This is a genomic window from Belnapia sp. AC561 (assembly GCF_979252845.1).
The window spans coordinates 1-17,518 of the sequence record NZ_CEEDBP010000010.1; the positions used below are offsets into that span (position 1 = coordinate 1).

A 17,518-nucleotide genomic window follows, 5' to 3' on the forward strand; every position below is an offset into this window, starting at 1 on the left:
GGGGTGGGTGGGCCAGAGTCCGAACGTACGGAATCCGGCCGGGTGGTTTCCGTGGCGGTCGCCAGGTCCGGCGCGGGTGGGGCGGTGCGGTCCAGCGGCAGGGTCGCAAGGGCTTCATCCGCGCCCCAGTCGAGCTGGAGGCGCAGGGCGGCGATCAGGGCCGCCTGGGTTTCCGCCTCCATCGCCTGCTCCTCCATTCGGGAGGCATCTAATCCCCGGCCCCGGGGTTTCGTGCAAGCCAACCCCACGCTACATCCAGCGGGAACAGAAGGGAGCCAAGGCATGTCCGGGGCCGAAGAGCGCGAAGCTATGGAATTCGACGTGCTGATCGTGGGGGGTGGGCCGGCCGGGCTCGCCGCCGCGATCCGCCTCAAACAGGTCGCGCCGGATGTCACCGTGTGCCTGGTGGAGAAGGGCGGCGAGATCGGGGCGCATACGCTCTCCGGCGCGGTGCTGGAGCCGCGGGCGCTGGACGAGCTGATCCCGGACTGGCGGGACGATCCGCCGGCCCTGGCGACGCCGGCCGGCGACGACCGCTTCATGCTGCTGACCGAGACGAAGGCCTTCAGGCTGCCGACGCCGCCGCAGATGAACAACCACGGCAATTACATCGTCTCGCTGGGCAACGTCTGCCGCTGGCTCGGCGCCAAGGCCGAGGCCATGGGGGTCGAGATCTACCCGGGCTTCGCCGCCTCCGAGACGATCATCGAGGATGGCCAGGTGAAGGGCGTCGTCGCCGGCGTCATGGGCATCAAGAAGGATGGCGAGAAGGGCGCGGACTACCAGCCGGGCATGGAGCTGCGGGCGACCTATACGCTTTTCGCCGAGGGCTGCCGCGGGTCGCTGACCAAGCAGCTGTTCGAGCGGTACAATCTTCGGGAGGGCGTGGCGCCGCAGAGCTTCGCGCTCGGCATCAAAGAGCTTTGGGAGATCCCGAAGGAGAAGCACACGCCGGGCCTGGTGTGGCACAGCACCGGCTGGCCGCTGCCCTCCGATACCTATGGCGGATCCTGGCTCTACATGCTGGGCGAGAACCTGGTCTCGATCGGCTTCGTCGTGGGGCTCGATTACTCCAACCCCTGGCTTTCGCCCTTCGACGAGTTCCAGCGCTTCAAGACGCACCCGGAGGTGCGGAAGATGCTGGAGGGCGGCAAGCGCATCTCCTACGGCGCCCGTGCGCTGAACGAGGGCGGCTTCCAGGCCATCCCGAAGCTGATCTTCCCCGGCGGCGCGCTGATCGGCGATACCGCGGGCTTCCTCAACGTGCCGAAGATCAAGGGCACGCATACCAGCATGAAGACCGGCATGCTGGCGGCCGAGGCGGCGGCGGCGGCGCTGGCCGGGGAGGAGCGCCCGGCGCTGCTCGAAAGCTATCCGGCGACGCTCGAGAAGAGTTGGGTCTGGGAGGAGCTGAAGGGCGTGCGGAACATCCGCCCGGGCTTCGCCAAAATGGGCTTCTGGGGCGGCTTGGCGAATGCCGCGCTGGACACCTACGTCTTCCGCGGCAAGGCACCCTGGACCTGGAGCCACCATGCCGACCACGAGACGCTGAAGCCGGCCAGCGCCTCGAAGCGGATCGACTACCCGAAGCCGGATGGCAAGCTGACCTTCGACCGGCTCTCCTCGGTGTTCCTCTCGAACACCAACCATGAGGAGGACCAGCCGGCACACCTGCAGCTGCGCGATCCCGGCAAATGGAAGGGCGTTAACTGGGACCAGTTCCGCAGCCCGGAAAGCCGCTACTGCCCGGCCGCGGTCTATGAGGCGGTGGGGCCGGAGGCGGAGCGGGAGCTGCGCGGGACGCCGGATGCGGAGGCGACCGGCGAGGGTGCTTCGGTGGAGGCCGGGGACGCCCGGGCGCGGCTGGTGATCAATGCGCAGAACTGCGTGCATTGCAAAACCTGCGACATCAAGGACCCGACGCAGAACATCGACTGGAAGACGCCGGAGGGTGGCGGCGGGCCGAATTACATCGGCGGGATGTAGGGAGCGGGCGCCGCTGCCCGCTTCTCAAGGGAACCGGGCGGCGGCGGGATGGCAGGGTTAGGCAGGGAGCCTGCCGACCAAAGGATGCGGCATGATGGCGAAGGGATTCGCCACGGTCACGCCGCGCCAGACGAAGCCATCCTGCATGTCCTCGGACAGCAGCAGAGTGGCGCCCGCCTCGCCGGCTGCGGCAAGGATGACGGCGTCCCAGATCTGCAAGCCATGCTCCGTTGCCAGGGCGATGGCCTGTAGCATGGTGGCTTGGTCGGTCTCGGGAACCACGGCAGCCGCCGCGGACCATCGCAGGGCCGCTTGCTGGGCAAGGTCTGGCGAGCGCCGGCCTCGCCGCACCAGCACGGTGAACATCTCGCCGAGGACCTGGGCCGGCAGGACCAATCCGGCTTTGCGGATACCTGGAATCAGGGCCCGGGTGATGCGATGCTTGAGAGCATCGGTCGGGACCAGCAGCAGCGCCTCTGCATAGAGTAGGATATTCGAGTCGAGCGCGATCACTCCCGTGACCAGGATTTGCGCTCGTAGAGTTCCTCGCGTGTCCAAGGCTCGATGAGGGTGGGTTCCTGGGCGTCCAACCGCGCCAGCAGCGCCTCCCAGGCTGCCTCCTTCGCCGCCGTATCTTCTCGCACCGGGCCGATCTCGGCGACCGGGCGGCCGTGGGAGGTGATGACCACGCGCTCCCCGGCCGCGGCTTGGCGAAGCAGGGCGGAGAAGGAACGGTTGGCCTCGGCAGCGGTCAGGGTCTTCATGGCGGCACCAGGAAAGTAGTGTAATTCACTATATTGTAGTGCGGCGTCCGAAGCAAGGCTCAGCGCGGGAAGTAGCCGCCGCGCGACAGGCCCTGCGCCGCCTTCCGTGCCTTCAGCTCGGCCCGCGCCACGGTGCGGAGATGCACCTCGTCCGGGCCGTCGATGAAGCGCAGCGCGCGGCCCCAGCTGTAGAGGAAGGCGAGTGGCGTATCCGGCGTCAGCCCCATGGCGCCGAAGACCTGCATCGCCCGGTCGGTCACCCGCGTCTGCAGCCGTGCCGCGGCCAGCTTGATGGCGGAGACATCGACGCGGGCGGCCTTGTTGCCCTCCCGGTCCATCAGCCAGGCGGCGCGCAGCACCAGCAGCCGCACCTGGTCGATCTCGATGCGGCTTTCGGCGATCCAGTCCTGCACGTTGCTGAATTCTGACAGGTGCTTGCCGAAGGCGATGCGGGACTGGGCGCGGTCCACCATCAGCTCCAGCGCCACCTCGCATTGGCCGATGGTGCGCATGCAGTGGTGGATGCGCCCCGGGCCGAGCCGCGCCTGCATCAGGGCGAAGGCGGTGCCCTCCTCTCCGAGCAGGGCATCGGCGGGGACATGGACGTCGCGGAACAGCACCTCGCAATGCCCCTCCGGCGCGTGGTGGCCCATGATGGGGACGTTGCGGACGACGGTGACGCCCGGCGTGCCATGGGGCACCAGCAGGATGGTGTGTCGCTCATGCGGGCCGAGCGCGGCGCGATCCTGTTGCAGCCCCATCAGCAGGAAGACGCCGGCATTGGGGTGGATGGCGCCGGTGGTGAACCACTTGCGGCCGTTGATGACGTAGCCGTCGCCTTCCTTGCGGATGGTGGTGGCGATGTTGGTCGGGTCGGATGACGCGGTATCGGGCTCGGTCATGGCGACGGCCGAGCGCATCTCGCCGCGCATCAGCGGCTCGAGGTAGCGGGCGCGCTGGGCCGGCGTGGCGAACAGATGCAGCACCTCCATGTTGCCGGTATCGGGCGCGTTGCAGTTGAAGACCTCGGAGGCCCAGGGGACGCGGCCCATGATCTCGGCCAGCGGGGCGTATTCGAGGTTGGTGAGGGCGGTGCCGGGCTCATCCGGCTTGAGGCCGGGGAGGAAGAGGTTCCAGAGCCCCTGCTCGCGCGCCTTGGCCTTCAGGTCGTCGATGATGGCGAGCGGGAATTCGCCGCCCTCGGCGATGCGGCGGAATTCCGGGTCGGCAGGCAGGACGTGCTGGTCCATGAAATCCAGCAATTGCTGCTGCAGGGCACGGACCTTGTCCGAATAGGCGAAGTCCATGGGTCAGGCTCCGATGCTGGCAAGGCCGCGATGGGCAAAGGCGATGGAGAGCTCGCCGACCGCGGCGGCATCGGCTGAGGCGGCGTTGCCGGCGCGGGCGCGGGCGGCGATGCCCTCGAAGATCACGGCGAAGCGGAACATCGAGAAGGCGACGTGGAAGGCCTCCATCCGCGGTGCCGGGCGCTTCCGGCAGGCGTAGTAGTGGGCGAGGTATTCGGCCTCGGTCGGGATGCCGAGCGCCGCGATGTCGAGGCCGAACATGCCGCCATACTCATTGGGCGCGCTGCGCCAGGCGATGACGCTGAAGGCGAGGTCGGCGAGCGGATGGCCGATGGTCGACAGCTCCCAGTCCAGCACGGCGACGACCTCGGGCGAGCCGGGGCCGAACATGACGTTGCCGGGGCGGTAGTCGCCATGGACGATGGAGGCCTCGCCGTCATCGGGCGGGATATGCGCGGCGACCCAGGCGGCGAGCTCGGTCAGCTCCGGGATGTCGCGGAAGCGCTGGCTTTCCCACTGCTTGGTCCAGCGGCCGACCTGGCGCTCGAAGTAGTTGCCGGGGCGGCCGAAGCCCTCGAGGCCGGCCGCCTGCCAGTCGACGTCGTGCAGCTTCGCCAGCGTCTCGGCGAAGGAGAGGTACATGGCGCGGCGCTCGGCGACCGCGGCGCCGGGCAGGTCGCAACTATTGAAGACCCGGCCCTCGACCCGGTCCATGACGTAGAAGGGCGTGCCGACCACGTCCGGCTCGGCCTGGAAGACCACCACCGGCGGCACCGGGACGGCGGTGGGGGCCAGGGCCTGGAGGATGCGGGCCTCCCGGTCCACGGCATGGGCGGAGGGCAGGGTGACGCCGGGCGGCTTCTTGCGCAGCACTAGCCGGCGATTGGCATAGCTGACGAAGAAGGTCGGGTTGGACTGGCCGCCGGAGATGCGCTGCAATTCCATCTCCCCGGCCAGGCCGGGGATCGTGGCGCGCAGGAAGGCATCCAGCTTCGCCGGGTCGAATTCGGCCACCCTTGGTGTCCTCCGCGTGATTTCCGGCGGGAGAATGGCGGCGCCGGCCTCGTGGGGCAACCTGCCGGCGCGGAATGCGCTATGCTGCGCGCATGACCCTCACCGATACGATCGCGCTGTTCGGCTTCTTCGGCGCCGTCTTCGTCGTCGCCACCTCCGGCGCCTACTTCAAGCCGGGCGACTGGTACGAGAACCTGGCGAAGCCACCGTGGAACCCGCCGAACTGGCTGTTCCCGATCGCCTGGTCGGTCTTCTACACGCTGATCGCCATCTCGGGCTGGCTGGTCTGGCGGCAGGTGGGCTTCGGCCCCGCGCTGGTGGTCTACGGCGTCCATCTGCTGTTGAACGCCGCCTGGTCGGCGATCTTCTTCGGGCTGAAGCGGCCGGACTGGGCCTTTGCCGAGCTGGTGGTCTTCTGGCTCTCGATCGTCGCCACCATCGTGGTCTTTGCCCCGATCAGCGCCACGGCGGCTTGGCTGCTGGCGCCCTACCTGGTCTGGGGCAGCTTCGCCGGGGTGCTGAACTGGTCCATCTGGCAGCGCAACCGGGCGACGGGATTCGCCCGGGGCTGACCTGCTGCGTCTAGCGGTCTCGCTGCCCGGCGGCATACCCGCCGCCGTCGGTCGGGCGCAGTGCCTCGAACAGCTCCGTCACCGCGGCATAGTCGCGGTAGCCGCAGCGGGCGAGGGATTGCGCCGCGGCGGTATCGAAGCGGCCGTCGCGGATGAAGCCTTCCTGAATATGCACGCCGACGACCTGGCCGATGATGATCCAGCCGGCCAGCGCCGCGCCGGTCACGTCGTGCAGCTGCATGGAATGCACCACCTTGCATTCCATGGAGGCCGGGGATGCCGCGACGCGCGGGGCCCTCACCAGCTTGCAGGGGGCAGCCTCCAGCCCGGCCGCGGTGAACTCGTTCTCGCCATCGGCCAGTGCGCCGGAGGAGATGTTCATCGCCTCGAACAGCGGACGGGTCGAGAGGTTGAAGACGAACTCGCCCGTTGCGATGGCATTGGCGGCGCTGTGCTTCATGCTTTCGCTGGTGAAGGCCAGCATCGGCGGGCTGGAATGCACCGCGTTGAAGAAGCTGTAGGGCGCCAGGTTGGGCCGGCCTTCGGCATCGACGGTGGAGATCCAGCCGATCGGCCGCGGGGCGATGATCGCCTTGAAGGGATCATGCGGCAGGCCGTGGCCGAGCCGGGGTTCGTAGAACATGGGCGATGGTCCTGTGTGGATGGGGATCAATAGGCCTAGCCGCGCTTGCGGGCCATGCCGGAGGCGAGCAAGGCGGCCTCCACGCCGGGCTTCACGTCATGGATCAGCGCCATGGTCTCGGCCCGGCTGAGCGGGCGGCTGGCGATGCTGGCGGCATCCTGGCGGGCGATCACCTCCGGGTCGCGGGCGGCGGCCATCAGCGCGGCTTCCAGCTTCTCCCGGATGGGTGCGGGCAGGCCGGCGGGACCGGCCCAGATGATGGGCTGGCGCGTCGCGGTGTCGTGGCCCTGCTCGATCAGGGTCGGGACATCCGGGAATTCGGGCCAGCGGTCGATGCTGGCGCTGGCCAGCAGGCGCAGGTTGCCTCCCTTCACCAGGCCGATCATTTCCGAGGTGCCGGTATAGGTATCGACATGGCCCCCGGCGACTTGGCTGGCGGCATCGGTGATGCTGCCGAAGGGGACGTAGCTGAGCTGCATGCCTGTCAGCCGGGCCAGCTCGAAGAAGCTGACGGCCGAGCCGGGATTGGTCGTCGCCATGGTGATGGGGCGGCGGCGGCCCTCGGCGATGAGGTCGGCCAGCGTCCGGACCTGCGGCAGGGAGGGGCCGACCGGGACGCCGATGCGGAGTTCCGAGGTGCAGCCGAGGAAGTCGAAGGCCTCCATCGGCCTGAAGGGCAGGTCCATGGTCAGCGGCGCGACGACCAGCACCGAAAGCCCGGTGAGGCCGAAGGTATAGCCATCGGGCTTCGACTGGGCGATGCGGCCGGGGCCGAGGGTGCCGCCGGCGCCGGGCGTGTTCCGCACCGGGATGGAGACGCCGAGGGTCTTCTCCATATGCGCGGCGATGGCGCGGGCCACCACGTCGGTGCCGCCGCCGGGGCCGAAGCCGGTGACGAGGCTGATCTCCCGGCTCGGCCAGCGGTCCTGCGCGGCAGCCGGATGCAGGGCGGGGGCGGCGAGGGCGAGGCCCCCGAGCAGGGTCCGGCGGTGCATGGTTGGTGGTCCTCCCCCAGGTTTTCCGCCAGCCTAGCCCGAGCGGCGGGCGGGGTGCCATCCATGCGCTGGGCCATCCGTGTCCTGGCGCATCGCTCGCGAAGCCAATCCGCCGATCACGGCTTCTTCAGAAGCATTTCAGTGACGTCGATGTCTTTTATTCGCCTCTGGGTTGGGTGCTTGGGGAAGCTTCCAGCCCGGGTCGGAGGAGGGGGGTGATGCGGATATTGGTGGTCGAGGATGAGGTCCTCATCCGGATGCTGGTCTGCGACCTGCTGGAAGACGCTGGGCATGACTGCGTCGCCGTGGCGGATGCCGAGCAGGCGCTGATGCTGCTGGACCAGCCGCAGTGCCGGCCCGATCTCCTCGTCACCGACTACAACCTCGGGCCGGGGCTCGATGGCCAGGCGCTGGTCCGGCAGGTGCAGGCGATGCTGCCGGGGCTGCCGACGGTCTTCGTCACCGGCAACCCGGATTGCTTCACCGACTACCGCTTCGAGGCCTGGGAAAGGCTGGTGCCCAAGCCGTTTTCCGGCGAGTCCCTGGTCACGGCCATCGAGGCGGTGCGGCCGGTGGCGGTGCGGGCCGCCGGTATCGCCCTGGACGGCGCCCTGGATGGTATCGACATCCGCGCGGCGCTGTTCCGGCTGGTGACCGGGCTGGGTTGCGGCCGCGCCGAATTCGCCTGAGCGGCGGCGCGGTCAGCGGCCGGTCCAGCGGGGCGCCCGCTTCTCGACGAAGGCGCGGGGGCCTTCCTGGAAATCCTCGGTCAGCTTCATCCGGTCGCTGGCGGCGCGGCTGAGGCGCCAAAGGGTTTCCTCGTCCAGCTCCGTCGCCTGGCGGGCGATGGCGAGGCTTTCGCGGACGGCGATCGGCGCATTGCCGGTGATCCTGCGGGCCAGGGCGCGTGCGGTCTCCAGCACCTCCGCCGCCGGGACCACGGCATTGACCAGGCCATGGTGCAGGGCGGTCGCCGCGTCGATCGGCTCGCCGGTGGCGATCATGTGCAGCGCGACGGCCTTGGGCAGGGCGCGGGGCAGGCGGAAGACGCCACCCGCGGCGGCGACCAGGCTGCGCTTCACCTCCGGCAGGCCGAAGGTCGCGCCCTCGGCGGCGATGGCGAGGTCGCAGGCGAGCAGCAATTCGAGACCCCCGGCAAGGGCATGGCCCTGGGCGGCGGCGATCCAGAGCTTGCTGCGCCTGGCGCGGGTGAAGCCGCCGAAGCCGCCCTTCTCGGTGGCGAGGCTGGCGCTCTGCCCGGCCGAGACGGCCTTGAGGTCGGCGCCGGCGCAGAAGGCATGCGGCCCGGCGCCGGTCAGCACCACGGCCCAGAGATCCGGGTCGGCCTCCACCCGCTCCACCGCGGCTTCCAGGCCGGCGGCGACGGCGCCGTTGACCGCGTTGCGGGCTTCCGGCCGGTTGATGGTGACGAGGGCGATATGCGGTTCGGCGATCTCGAAGAGGACGGCGTCGGACATGCGGGATTCCCTAGGCGATGATGTGGCTGGTGCGACGCAGCGCCTGCTCGGCGCCGGCGACGATCCCGGCCAGGACTTCGGCCGCCGGGCGGATGCCGTGGATCATCCCGAGGCCCTGGCCGGCGAAGCCGCCCCAGACATCCGCCCGGCCGGCGGCCATGCCGGCGACGGTGACCGCGGTGGAGACGGCGCCCTGCCAGGGCATCGGCAGCGGTTCCAGCCCGGCCTCGGCATAGGCGGCGGCCCAGCGGCCCTTCACCATCCGCGCCGGCTTGCCGGTGACCGCGCGGGAGACGGTGGTGCCCTCGTCCCCACCATCGACCAGGGCCTGCTTCTGCGCGGCGCTGATGCCGGATTCGGGGGTGGCGAGGAAGGCGGTGCCGATCCAGGCGCCCTCGGCACCGAGCATGAGGGCGGCGGCGACGCCGCGGCCATCGCCGATGCCGCCGGCGCCCACCACCGGGACCCGGCCGCCGAGCGCATCCACCACCTGGGGGATCAGCGCCATGGTGCCGATGGGGGAATTATGGCCGCCGCCGTCATGGCCCTGCGCCACGATGACGTCGACGCCGGAATCCGCCACCTGCACCGCGTGGCGGCTGGCGCCGATCACGGCCATGACGATGGTGCCGTTCGATTTCAGCCGGTCCATCCAGGGGCCGGGATTGCCCAGGCCGGCGGCATAGACCGCGACCTTCTCCTCGATCACCACCTCCATCTGCGCCTCGAAGAAGGCCTGGGAGAGCGGGCGGGGGCCGTCCCGGTCGGTGGGGAAGCGGTCCTGCCAGTGGTCGATGGCGGCCTGGTCCGGTGCCTCCAGCCCTTCGCGGGCGAGGAAGGCGCTGGCGAAGGCGCGGTGCTGCGGCAGCATCTCCTCCGCCGTCGGGCCGCCGCCGTTGCCCGGCTTGCCGCCGCGGCGGACCGAGGCGGGGAGCAGGGTATCGACGCCGAAGGGGCGATCGGTGAGCGCCCGGGTCCGCCTGATCCAGTCCCGCAGCTGGTTGGGGCCGCAGGCGGCGGCGCCCAGCACGCCGAGGCCGCCGGCATTGGAGACGGCGGCGGCGAGTTCCGGCGTGCTGGCGCGACCCATCCCGGCGAGCAGGATCGGGTGGCGGATGCCGAGCAGGCCGCAGAGGCGGGTGGTGAGGGGCACCGGTCTCAGCCCCAGACTTCCTCCGGCATGGGCAGGCCGGCCCAAAGCTCGGCGCCGAGCCTGCCCTCGGGCTCGATGCCCAGGCCTTCCAGCACCCACATGAGCTGGCGGGTGTGCTGGCCGCTGTGCCAGGTGGTGCGCTCGAGGAATTCGTGCAGCGACTGGGCGCCGTAATAGACCTGGGCCGTGCTGGTCCAGTCGCGGTTGCGGCCCGGGCCTTCGAACCAGGCATTCAGCCGGGCGCGGACATCGGTCGCATAGGCCAGCAGGGCGGCGCGGTCGGCGCTGGGCGGCAGGCGGAAATAGGCCTCGTAGGTCAGCGGGATGCCGGCCTCATGCTCGAGGAAGGCGTCGACGATGTTGACGATGTGGTAGGCGAGGTCGGCATGGCTGCGCGGCCGGTCCGGCAGCAGCGTGGCCAGGGTCGCCTCGGGCAATTGCGCGGCGAAGCGGGCGGCGCCGGCGAGGATGGCATCCAGCCGGCGGCGCAGTTCCGCCACCGGCAGGATCTGCGGCGCGCCGAGGTCGATGCCGACGAGGTCGGCGACGTCGCGCAGCACCTGGCCATTGGCCCAGGCCTCGCCGCGGGTGACGATGGGCACCTGGCGGAGGCCAAAGCGCTCCAGCTCGGCATAGGCGCCGTCGTCGACCAGCACGTTGCGCGACAGGAAGGGGACGCGGCGGCGGGCGAGGAATTCCTTGGTGCGGAGGCAGCTCGTGCAGCCCGTCATCCAGTAGACGCGCACCTGGTCGTCGAGGGCGGCGGACATTCCTGTTCCTCCTGGGTTTTGCCGGCAGCTTATACCGCCGCGCCGGTTCGGCCAGCGGGTTTGGGGGTTCCCCGGCGACGGCTTCCGTGGTTCCTGCCGCCTCCGTAAGCTTCCGGAGGAAACCATCCATGGATCGCAGAGCCATACTGGGCCGCGGCGCACTGGCGACCGCTGCCGCCGGCCTCGCTTCGCCCATCCTTGCCAGCCCGGCCCTGGCGCAATCGGCGCCTGCCATCCGCTGGCGGCTGACCAGCAGCTACCCGACCAGCCTCGATGCCATCCACGGCGCCGGGCATGTCTTTGCCCGCACCGTCGCGGAGCTGACCGACGACCGCTTCCAGATCCGCGTCTTCGGCCCGGGCGAGGTGGTGCCGGCGCTGCAGGCGCTGGATGCGGTGCAGGCCGGGACGGTGGAGGCCTGCCACACCACAAATTCCTTCTACACCGGCAAGAACCCGGCCTTCGCCTTCGCCACCGGCCTGCCCTTCGGGATGAATACCCGCCAGCAGAGCGCCTGGATGTACGAGGGCGGCGGGATCGACCTGCTGAACGAGCTCTTCCGGACATACAACTGCTACGGCCTGCCGCTGGGCACCACCGGCGCCCAGATGGGCGGCTGGTTCCGCAAGGAGATCAAGGGCCTGGCCGATCTGCAGGGGCTGAAGATGCGGATCGCCGGGCTTGGCGGCACGGTGCTGTCCCGGGTCGGCGGCGTGCCGCAGCAGCTGGCCGGCGGCGACCTGTACCCGGCGCTGGAGCGGGGCACGATCGATGCCGTCGAATGGCTCGGCCCCTACGACGATGAGAAGCTCGGCTTCCACAAGGTGGCGCCCTACTACTACTACCCGGCCTGGTGGGAGGGCGCGGCGAATACCTCGCTGATGGTCAACCTCGACCAGTGGAACGCGCTGCCGGCCAGCTACAAGGCGGCGATCCGCGTCGCCGCGGCGGATGCGACGAGCTGGATGGTCGCCCGCTACGACACCCGCAACCCGGAGGCACTGCGCCGGCTGCTGGCCCAGGGCACCCAGCTGCGGTCCTTCCCGCGCGAGGTGATGGATGCCTGCTACCGTGAGGCCATGGCGCTGGAGCAGGAGCTGGCGGCGAAGAGCCCGGAGTTCCGCAAGATCCACGAGCCCTGGTCGAAGTCCCGCGACGACATGCGGGCCTGGTTCCGCGTCGCGGAGCTGTCCTTCGACAGCTACCTGGCGCAGGTGGCGGCGCGGCGCTGAGGGCGATGGGGGGGCGCAAGCCCCCCGGCATCAGTCGCGGAAGGCGCGGCGGGCGGAGCGCAGCAGCGGGCCCATCAGGTAGCTGAGCGGGGTGCGCTTCTCGCCGAGGACATAGACCTCGGCCGGCATGCCCGCCAGCGGCACGATGTCCGGGTTGTCCGCCAGGGCGCTGGCGTCGAATTCGGCGCGCAGCACGAAGTAGCGGTCGCCGGACTGGGAGGTCTGCACATCGGCGCCGACCACGGTGACATGGCCATGCAGCAGCGGCACCGAGCGGGTGCGGTAGGAGCTGAGGCGGACATTCACCCGCTGGCCGGGCACCACCTGCTCGATATCGACGGGCAGGACCTGGGCCTCGACGATCAACCGGTCGCGCTGCGGCACCAGGTCCAGCACCGGCTGGCCTGGCGTGATGGCGGCGCCGGGGGTGAAGGCGAGGATATTGGTCACCTTGCCGGCCTCGGGCGCGAGGACCTCGCGCCGGCTCAGGATATCCTGCGCGGCGCGGAGCTGCTGCGCGGCGCTGGCGATGGCGGCCTCGGTCGTCTGCAGGTCGTTGGCGATCTCCGACAGGCGAGTGAGGCGGATGCCGGCGAGCTGGCGCTCGGCCTGGATGATGCCTTCGCGGAGCTGGCCTTCCTGCGCCGTCGCCTGGCCGATGGTGGCGACGAAGCCGGCTTCCGACTGCTGCAGGTTCAGCACGGTGAAGCGGGAGGCATAGCCCTGGGACAGCAGGCGGTTGTAGCCGGCGATCTGTTCCCGGATGGTGCGGACCTGGGCCGTAGCACCTTCGCGCTGCGCCCGGGCGCCGGCGACCTGTTCCTGCAGCTGGCTGATGGCGCGTTCCTGCACGCCGGCGGTGCCGTCGTAGGCATCCCAGCGGGCCTTGAACAGGGCGCGCTCGGCGGTGACGAAGATCTGGATGCGGGGGTCGCCGGCGGCGGCGGCCAGCAGATCCTCGGGGAAGTTCAGCGCCCGGCTTTCGGCCTGTTCGGCGCGGAGCCGGGCGGCGCGGGCGCGACCGCCCCAGAAAGCCGCCCGAGCCTGGTCGGCGCTGGATTCCGCCTGGGTGACGTCGAGCTGGAGCAGCGGCTGGCCGGCTTCCACCAGGGAGCCTTCCTGCACCAGCATGCGGCGCAGGATCCCGGCCTCAAGCAGGTTGACGGTCTTGCGGCGGCCTTCGGGGACGAGCTGGCCGGGGGCGATGACCGCCTGTTCCAGCGTCGTCATCGTCGCCCAGCCGACGAAGGGCAACAGGGTCAGGCCGATGGCGAGCAACGAGGTCCGCACCACGCGGCTGACCGGTGGGCTCTTGATCGAGAATTCGAGTTGCCGTTGCAGGGATTCGAGCGGAATCGGCGGCGGCAGCGCCGTCGTCCGGCCTTGCTCAACCAATTGTTGCAAAATAAGGCTCCTTGCCTTCCTCGCGCTGGGCGGCATCCAGCTCCCAGATGCCGCCGGCGCTGAGCTTCAGCTGGTAGTCGGCCACATCGGTCCAGGTGGCGGGCTCATGCGTCACCACCAGCACGACGCCGCCGGCGAGGCGGGTGCGTTCCACCGCGGCGCGCAGGGCGTTGCGGGCCGGGCCGTCGAGCCCGACCTCGGGTTCGTCCAGCACCAGCAGTTCCGGATTGCCGTAGAGGGCCCGGGACAGCGCGACCAGGCGGCGCTGCCCGGCGGAGAGGCCGGAGGTGGTGCCGGAGGGGGTCTGGTAGCCCATCGGCATGCGGCCGATCATGTCATGTGCACCGGCGGCGCGGGCGGCGGCGACGACCAGCTCGGGCGGGGCATCCGGGCCGCGGCCGATATTGGTATAGATCGGCGCTTCCAGCAGCTGGACGTCCTGCGGCAGGTAGCCGATGCGGGCGCCGAGCTGGCCGCGGTCGCAGAAATGGGTGTCCTGGCCATTGAGCAGGACGCGGCCTTCCGTCGGCTCCAGCAGGCCGAGCACCAGCCGCAGCAGGGTGCTTTTGCCAACGCCGTTGCGGCCCTGGACGGTGGCGACGGCGCCGGGCCGCAGTTCCAGAGTCAGGCCGCCGATGATCGGGCGGGGGCGACCCGCCGGCCAGAAGGTGACGTCGTCGATCAGCAGGCCGGCCGGGGCATCGGCCACCGGCGGGCGGATCTCGGCCGCGCCATCCATCGCCATGACCTCGCGCAGCCGGCGCCAGGCCAGGATGCCGTCGTTCCAGCCTTCCCAGTAGCCGAGCAGGCCGGAGAAGGGGCCCATGGCGTGGTTGGCCATGAAGTAGCAGGCCATCAGCAGGCCGATGGTGCCGTTGTGCTCGATGATGGCAATCAGGCCGTTCAGCACCACGGCCATGAGGCAGAAGCTGGAGACGACATGCTCGATCTCCCGGATGGCATCGCCCCGGGTCTGCGCCCGGCCGGCGCTGTCCAGCGCCTGGTCGTAGCGGCGTTGCCAGCGGAACATGGTGGCCGGAAGCTGGCCGAGGCCGCGCACGACATCCGGATGCATGAGCTGGCCGGATAGCTGGGCGGAGGCGCGGTCCAGGTGCTCGTTGGTCTGGCTGGCGAGGCCGCTGACCGCACGCTTCATGCCATAGGCGACCAGGATGATGGTGACGATGCCTGCGATGGTGATCCAGGCGGCTCGCGGGTCCAGGTAAAACAGGAAGCCGACCGCGACGAGGCCCGCCACCATGTCCAGCGAGCCGGCGACGGCATGACTGGTGACGAAGCGCTGCACCGCGGAGATATCCTGCAGGACGGTGATGCCGGAGACCATGTCCCGACGGACCGAGTTGCGGATCGCGGCCTGCATCGCTTCGGCCCGCAACCGCAGGCCGAAGCGTTCGGTGACCGCCTGCAGCATCAGGGCACGGCGGTGCAGGTAGTAGTGCGAGGATACCGTCAGGAAGACCAGGACCAAAGCTAGGGCGACGACGCTGTCGGCATTGCCGGTATCCAGCACGCCGTCGCCGATATGGGCGATGGTCATGATGAAGGTGAAGACCCCGATCAGCCCGCCGAAAGTGAGCAGCAGGATGGTCAGTACGAAGAGCGGCGTGATGCCGATGTCGCGCAGACGGAGCCACCGCTGCCGTGCAGCCTTGGCCTTGGGCTGGGTGGGTGTCTCGGTCATGCCGCGGCGGCCCCGCGGTTGACCGCCGGGCCGCTGATCTGGGCCGGACCCTTGCGGCGCCGATCAGCCCCGACCAGGCGCGGCAATTCCTCGCCAGCCGGGACCAGCGTGCCGTTGCGCAGCGCCAGCACCCGGTCCGCCGCGGCGACGAGGGAGGGGCGATGGCTGGTGAAGATCACCGAGGTGCCTTCCCGCCGCAGCACGTCGAGCAGCGCCACGACCTGGGCCTCCCCTTCGGCATCCATGGAACCGGCGAGCTCATCGAGCAGCAGCAGCTTCGGCCGGCCGTAGAGTGCCCGAGCCAGGGCGATGCGGTGCCGCTGGCCCATGGACAGCTGGTAGTTGCCGCCGATCGGCGTCGCATAGCCTTCCGGCAGGGTGGCGATCACCTCATGCGCGCCGGCGCGATGGGCGGCCTCCAGCACCAGCTCCATGTTCGGCTCCTCGAGCCGGGCGATGACCTCGGCGGCGGTGCCGCGCGAGAGCAGCGGTTCCTGCGGCAGGAAGCCGACGTGCCGGGCGAAGTCCCGCCGGTCCCATTGGCTGGTCGCATGGCCATCGAGGTAGACGCCGCCGGCGGAAGGCCGGTGCAGCCCGACCAGCAGCCGCAGCAGGGTGGACTTGCCGCCGCCCGAGGCGCCGACGATGGCGACGATGCTGCCGGGCTCGACGGTGAGTTCGATGTTGCGCAGCAGCGGCGGGAGCGGGCCGCGGAAGGCATAGGTCATGTGCTCGACCACCAGCCGGCCATTCGGGCAGGGGAAGGGCAGGCCATCCGCTGGCGGCACGGTTCCCGAAACCAGGGAGCGCAGCCGGAGCCAGGCCGCCGTGCCTTCGCTGAGCTTGGCGTGCGTATCGCCGAAATCCGAGAAGGGTTTGACCAGTTGATAGATGACCATCACCGCGCCGGCCCAGGCGGGGTTGAGATGGGCGCCGGAGAGGGTGATCAGCGCTGCGGTGAAGACGACCGTGCCGCGGAACAGGCCCATCAGCAGGTCGAGGCAGAAGGCCAGCCGGGCGGCCTTGCGTTGCGCCAGCCAGGCTTCCCCGGCATTGGCGGTGCTGACCGAGGTCCAGAGCCGGACGAGTTGCGGCAGCATGCCCATGGCCAGCACGGCTTCGCCGGAGCGCATGGCATCTGCCGAGAGACCATAGGCCTGGGCGGTGCCGTTGGTGGTCAGCTCCGCCGCCCTGTTGGTGGCGCGAACCAGGAAATAGCTCAGGACTGCGGCGGTGGCGCCGAAAAGCGAGGCGATGATGGCATAATAGAAATGCACCGCCAGCAGCAGCGGTATCATCAGCGGAACGCAGATCAGCGAGATGCAGGTTCGGCTGGCGGTGCCGGCCAGGGTTGACCGGACCGTCTCCAGGTCGGTCATGACGGCGCTGGAGATGGCTTCCGGCCGCCCTGCACGCTGCGCCGTTGCCAACACCGCGGGTACGCTCAGACGGCTGGAGATGAAGCGCGAGAGATGGACGAGCGCGCTTCCCTGCAGGAAGCCGATCACCACGATGACCGCCAGCATCGATACCCAGAAAACCAGCATGGATTCGATGGTGTCGTAGCTCTGCGTGAGAGGCACCGACCGCATCAGTTCCAACCGGCTGAACAGCATCCCGAAGGTCAGCAGGACGCTGAGCATGCCGAGCCCGACCAGCAGCTTGATCCAGCCGGTGGCGACCAGCATGACGGATTCGATCGCCTGCCGCAGCAGCGCTTCGGACTCATTCACTGGGGCCTGCGCCATGGCGGATCAGAGACCTTGCCGGAAGTAGACGACCGCCGTGGCGGCGGTGAGCGCCACCAGCAGGATCCCGAAGAGCAGGGCCTGCCAGATGTCGATCCTGCCGCGATCCCTGGGCGCCGGCGGCGTGGCCAGTTCGGCCAGCCTGCCGTCCAGCCGGGTGATCCAGAGCTCCAGCGCATCGAGCCGGCGTTGCAGGTCCTGCCCAGCCTTGGCGATGGACTCGACGGCGCTGACGTCCGGCAACTGGGCGCTGCGCTGGCGCAACTCCTCGATCTCGCGCCGGACGCTCTGGTGTTCGGCCATCAGCGCTTCGGCGGCATTCTTCAGCTGCGCGGTCGCCTGCGCCGGGACCAGCATGTCGTCCTGGTTCCGGGCATGCACCGGCACCAGGAATTCATGGCCGTCCTTGCCATAGGCCACGGCGCTGAGGTCCCGCAGCTGGCGGAACCACTGGCGCAGCAGCGGAAATTCGAAGGCATGGCAGCCATCGCCGATGCCGTGCTTGGCCAGGTCGGGGCGGGCATAGTCGGCCACGGTGGTCGCCACGACTTCCCCGGCGAGGCGCAGTTCCACCTTCACCCGGTAGCCCGGGTGTGCGGCGTCCCAGGCCCAGCCATACAGGCGGTCGGCGGTGGCATTGTCGATCAGCCCGCGGACGTCCGACGGTTCGACTGCGGTGGCGGGGACCGGGGCGGCGGGGGCTTCGGACAACAGGGCATCGGCGTCCATGGGGCTCGGTTTCCTGGCCAG

General features: G+C 70.0%; 17 protein-coding genes and 1 pseudogene. 4 read left to right on the forward strand and 14 right to left on the reverse strand.

Features of this window, described 5'->3' with window-relative positions; all coding sequences use genetic code 11:
* Window positions 1-182: pseudogene (locus AC0IW9_RS10415) on the reverse strand (uracil-DNA glycosylase); the annotation flags it as partial.
* A gap of 100 nt (window positions 183-282) precedes the next feature.
* Between AC0IW9_RS10415 and AC0IW9_RS10420 the strand changes: the two are divergent.
* Window positions 283-1,986 carry an electron transfer flavoprotein-ubiquinone oxidoreductase gene (locus AC0IW9_RS10420; RefSeq protein ID WP_471648170.1) on the forward strand — a complete coding sequence of 568 codons (1,704 nt, stop codon included), beginning with the start codon at window positions 283-285 and terminating at the stop codon, window positions 1,984-1,986.
* Between the two features lie 57 nt (window positions 1,987-2,043).
* On the opposite strand, the gene AC0IW9_RS10425 is transcribed toward AC0IW9_RS10420, so the two are convergent.
* Genes AC0IW9_RS10425 through AC0IW9_RS10440 form a run of 4 tightly spaced genes read right to left on the reverse strand, consistent with a single transcriptional unit; the run spans window position 2,044 to window position 5,071 of the window.
* On the reverse strand, window positions 2,044-2,499 hold the full coding sequence (locus tag AC0IW9_RS10425; RefSeq protein WP_471648171.1) for a PIN domain-containing protein: 456 nt from the start codon (window positions 2,497-2,499) through the stop codon (window positions 2,044-2,046).
* Entirely contained in the window at window positions 2,496-2,750 is a 255-nt protein-coding gene (locus tag AC0IW9_RS10430; protein ID WP_471648172.1) for a type II toxin-antitoxin system Phd/YefM family antitoxin, read from the reverse strand. Before AC0IW9_RS10430 ends, AC0IW9_RS10425 begins: the two co-directional genes overlap by 4 nt.
* Window positions 2,751-2,809: 59 nt before the next feature.
* Window positions 2,810-4,057, reverse strand: a complete 1,248-nt coding sequence (locus AC0IW9_RS10435) for an acyl-CoA dehydrogenase family protein (RefSeq protein WP_471648173.1) — start codon at window positions 4,055-4,057, stop codon at window positions 2,810-2,812.
* 3 nt (window positions 4,058-4,060) lie between these two features.
* Entirely contained in the window at window positions 4,061-5,071 is a 1,011-nt protein-coding gene (locus tag AC0IW9_RS10440; protein ID WP_471648174.1) for a phosphotransferase family protein, read from the reverse strand.
* A 92-nt stretch (window positions 5,072-5,163) separates the two neighbouring features.
* On the opposite strand from AC0IW9_RS10440, the gene AC0IW9_RS10445 reads away from it, so the two are divergent.
* Window positions 5,164-5,643 carry a TspO/MBR family protein gene (locus AC0IW9_RS10445; protein WP_471648175.1) on the forward strand — a complete coding sequence of 160 codons (480 nt, stop codon included), beginning with the start codon at window positions 5,164-5,166 and terminating at the stop codon, window positions 5,641-5,643.
* 10 nt (window positions 5,644-5,653) lie between these two features.
* On the opposite strand, the gene AC0IW9_RS10450 is transcribed toward AC0IW9_RS10445, so the two are convergent.
* Window positions 5,654-6,286 (reverse strand): flavin reductase family protein, encoded by a 633-nt coding sequence (locus AC0IW9_RS10450; protein WP_471648176.1) that lies wholly within the window; start codon window positions 6,284-6,286, stop codon window positions 5,654-5,656.
* 35 nt (window positions 6,287-6,321) lie between these two features.
* Entirely contained in the window at window positions 6,322-7,281 is a 960-nt protein-coding gene (locus AC0IW9_RS10455) for a tripartite tricarboxylate transporter substrate binding protein (protein WP_471648177.1), read from the reverse strand.
* Between the two features lie 218 nt (window positions 7,282-7,499).
* Here AC0IW9_RS10455 and AC0IW9_RS10460 point away from each other — a divergent pair, with 218 nt between their 5' ends.
* Entirely contained in the window at window positions 7,500-7,970 is a 471-nt protein-coding gene (locus tag AC0IW9_RS10460; RefSeq protein ID WP_471648178.1) for a response regulator, read from the forward strand.
* A gap of 12 nt (window positions 7,971-7,982) precedes the next feature.
* On the opposite strand, the gene AC0IW9_RS10465 is transcribed toward AC0IW9_RS10460, so the two are convergent.
* From AC0IW9_RS10465 to AC0IW9_RS10475, 3 genes are read right to left on the reverse strand one after another with little or no spacing between them, the layout of a single operon-like run.
* Window positions 7,983-8,759 (reverse strand): enoyl-CoA hydratase-related protein, encoded by a 777-nt coding sequence (locus AC0IW9_RS10465; RefSeq protein WP_471648179.1) that lies wholly within the window; start codon window positions 8,757-8,759, stop codon window positions 7,983-7,985.
* Window positions 8,760-8,769: 10 nt separating this feature from the next.
* Window positions 8,770-9,912, reverse strand: coding sequence for an NAD(P)H-dependent flavin oxidoreductase (locus tag AC0IW9_RS10470; RefSeq protein WP_471648180.1), 1,143 nt, complete (start codon window positions 9,910-9,912; stop codon window positions 8,770-8,772).
* Window positions 9,913-9,917: 5 nt separating this feature from the next.
* Complete coding sequence (locus AC0IW9_RS10475) at window positions 9,918-10,682, reverse strand: glutaredoxin domain-containing protein (protein ID WP_471648181.1); 765 nt, start codon at window positions 10,680-10,682, stop codon at window positions 9,918-9,920.
* A gap of 128 nt (window positions 10,683-10,810) precedes the next feature.
* Here AC0IW9_RS10475 and AC0IW9_RS10480 point away from each other — a divergent pair, with 128 nt between their 5' ends.
* The gene (locus AC0IW9_RS10480) at window positions 10,811-11,914 is read left to right on the forward strand and encodes a TRAP transporter substrate-binding protein (protein ID WP_471648182.1); all 1,104 of its coding nucleotides are present in this window, start codon (window positions 10,811-10,813) and stop codon (window positions 11,912-11,914) included.
* A gap of 30 nt (window positions 11,915-11,944) precedes the next feature.
* Here the strand turns inward: AC0IW9_RS10480 and AC0IW9_RS10485 are convergent, their stop codons facing one another.
* From AC0IW9_RS10485 to AC0IW9_RS10500, 4 genes are read right to left on the reverse strand one after another with little or no spacing between them, the layout of a single operon-like run.
* Window positions 11,945-13,318, reverse strand: coding sequence for an HlyD family type I secretion periplasmic adaptor subunit (locus AC0IW9_RS10485; protein WP_471648183.1), 1,374 nt, complete (start codon window positions 13,316-13,318; stop codon window positions 11,945-11,947).
* A complete protein-coding gene (locus tag AC0IW9_RS10490; protein ID WP_471648184.1) occupies window positions 13,302-15,020 on the reverse strand; it encodes an ATP-binding cassette domain-containing protein in 1,719 nt (572 codons plus the stop codon). The genes AC0IW9_RS10485 and AC0IW9_RS10490 overlap by 17 nt, the downstream gene beginning before the upstream one ends.
* A complete protein-coding gene (locus AC0IW9_RS10495) occupies window positions 15,017-16,753 on the reverse strand; it encodes an ATP-binding cassette domain-containing protein (protein ID WP_471648185.1) in 1,737 nt (578 codons plus the stop codon). Before AC0IW9_RS10495 ends, AC0IW9_RS10490 begins: the two co-directional genes overlap by 4 nt.
* Window positions 16,754-16,774: 21 nt before the next feature.
* Window positions 16,775-17,497 (reverse strand): hypothetical protein, encoded by a 723-nt coding sequence (locus AC0IW9_RS10500; RefSeq protein ID WP_471648186.1) that lies wholly within the window; start codon window positions 17,495-17,497, stop codon window positions 16,775-16,777.
* Window positions 17,498-17,518: the final 21 nt, after the last annotated feature.

What these genes read in the sequence shown, in the direction of transcription:
- AC0IW9_RS10450 (WP_471648176.1), bottom strand. Translation starts at nt 6,286, where the DNA reads ATGTTCTACGAACCCCGGCTCGGCCACGGCCTGCCGCATGATCCCTTC.
- AC0IW9_RS10500 (WP_471648186.1), bottom strand. Translation starts at nt 17,497, where the DNA reads ATGGACGCCGATGCCCTGTTGTCCGAAGCCCCCGCCGCCCCGGTCCCC.
- AC0IW9_RS10420 (WP_471648170.1), top strand. Translation starts at nt 283, where the DNA reads ATGTCCGGGGCCGAAGAGCGCGAAGCTATGGAATTCGACGTGCTGATC.
- AC0IW9_RS10430 (WP_471648172.1), bottom strand. Translation starts at nt 2,750, where the DNA reads ATGAAGACCCTGACCGCTGCCGAGGCCAACCGTTCCTTCTCCGCCCTG.
- AC0IW9_RS10465 (WP_471648179.1), bottom strand. Translation starts at nt 8,759, where the DNA reads ATGTCCGACGCCGTCCTCTTCGAGATCGCCGAACCGCATATCGCCCTC.
- AC0IW9_RS10475 (WP_471648181.1), bottom strand. Translation starts at nt 10,682, where the DNA reads ATGTCCGCCGCCCTCGACGACCAGGTGCGCGTCTACTGGATGACGGGC.
- AC0IW9_RS10490 (WP_471648184.1), bottom strand. Translation starts at nt 15,020, where the DNA reads ATGACCGAGACACCCACCCAGCCCAAGGCCAAGGCTGCACGGCAGCGG.
- AC0IW9_RS10455 (WP_471648177.1), bottom strand. Translation starts at nt 7,281, where the DNA reads ATGCACCGCCGGACCCTGCTCGGGGGCCTCGCCCTCGCCGCCCCCGCC.
- AC0IW9_RS10480 (WP_471648182.1), top strand. Translation starts at nt 10,811, where the DNA reads ATGGATCGCAGAGCCATACTGGGCCGCGGCGCACTGGCGACCGCTGCC.
- AC0IW9_RS10460 (WP_471648178.1), top strand. Translation starts at nt 7,500, where the DNA reads ATGCGGATATTGGTGGTCGAGGATGAGGTCCTCATCCGGATGCTGGTC.
- AC0IW9_RS10445 (WP_471648175.1), top strand. Translation starts at nt 5,164, where the DNA reads ATGACCCTCACCGATACGATCGCGCTGTTCGGCTTCTTCGGCGCCGTC.
- AC0IW9_RS10435 (WP_471648173.1), bottom strand. Translation starts at nt 4,057, where the DNA reads ATGGACTTCGCCTATTCGGACAAGGTCCGTGCCCTGCAGCAGCAATTG.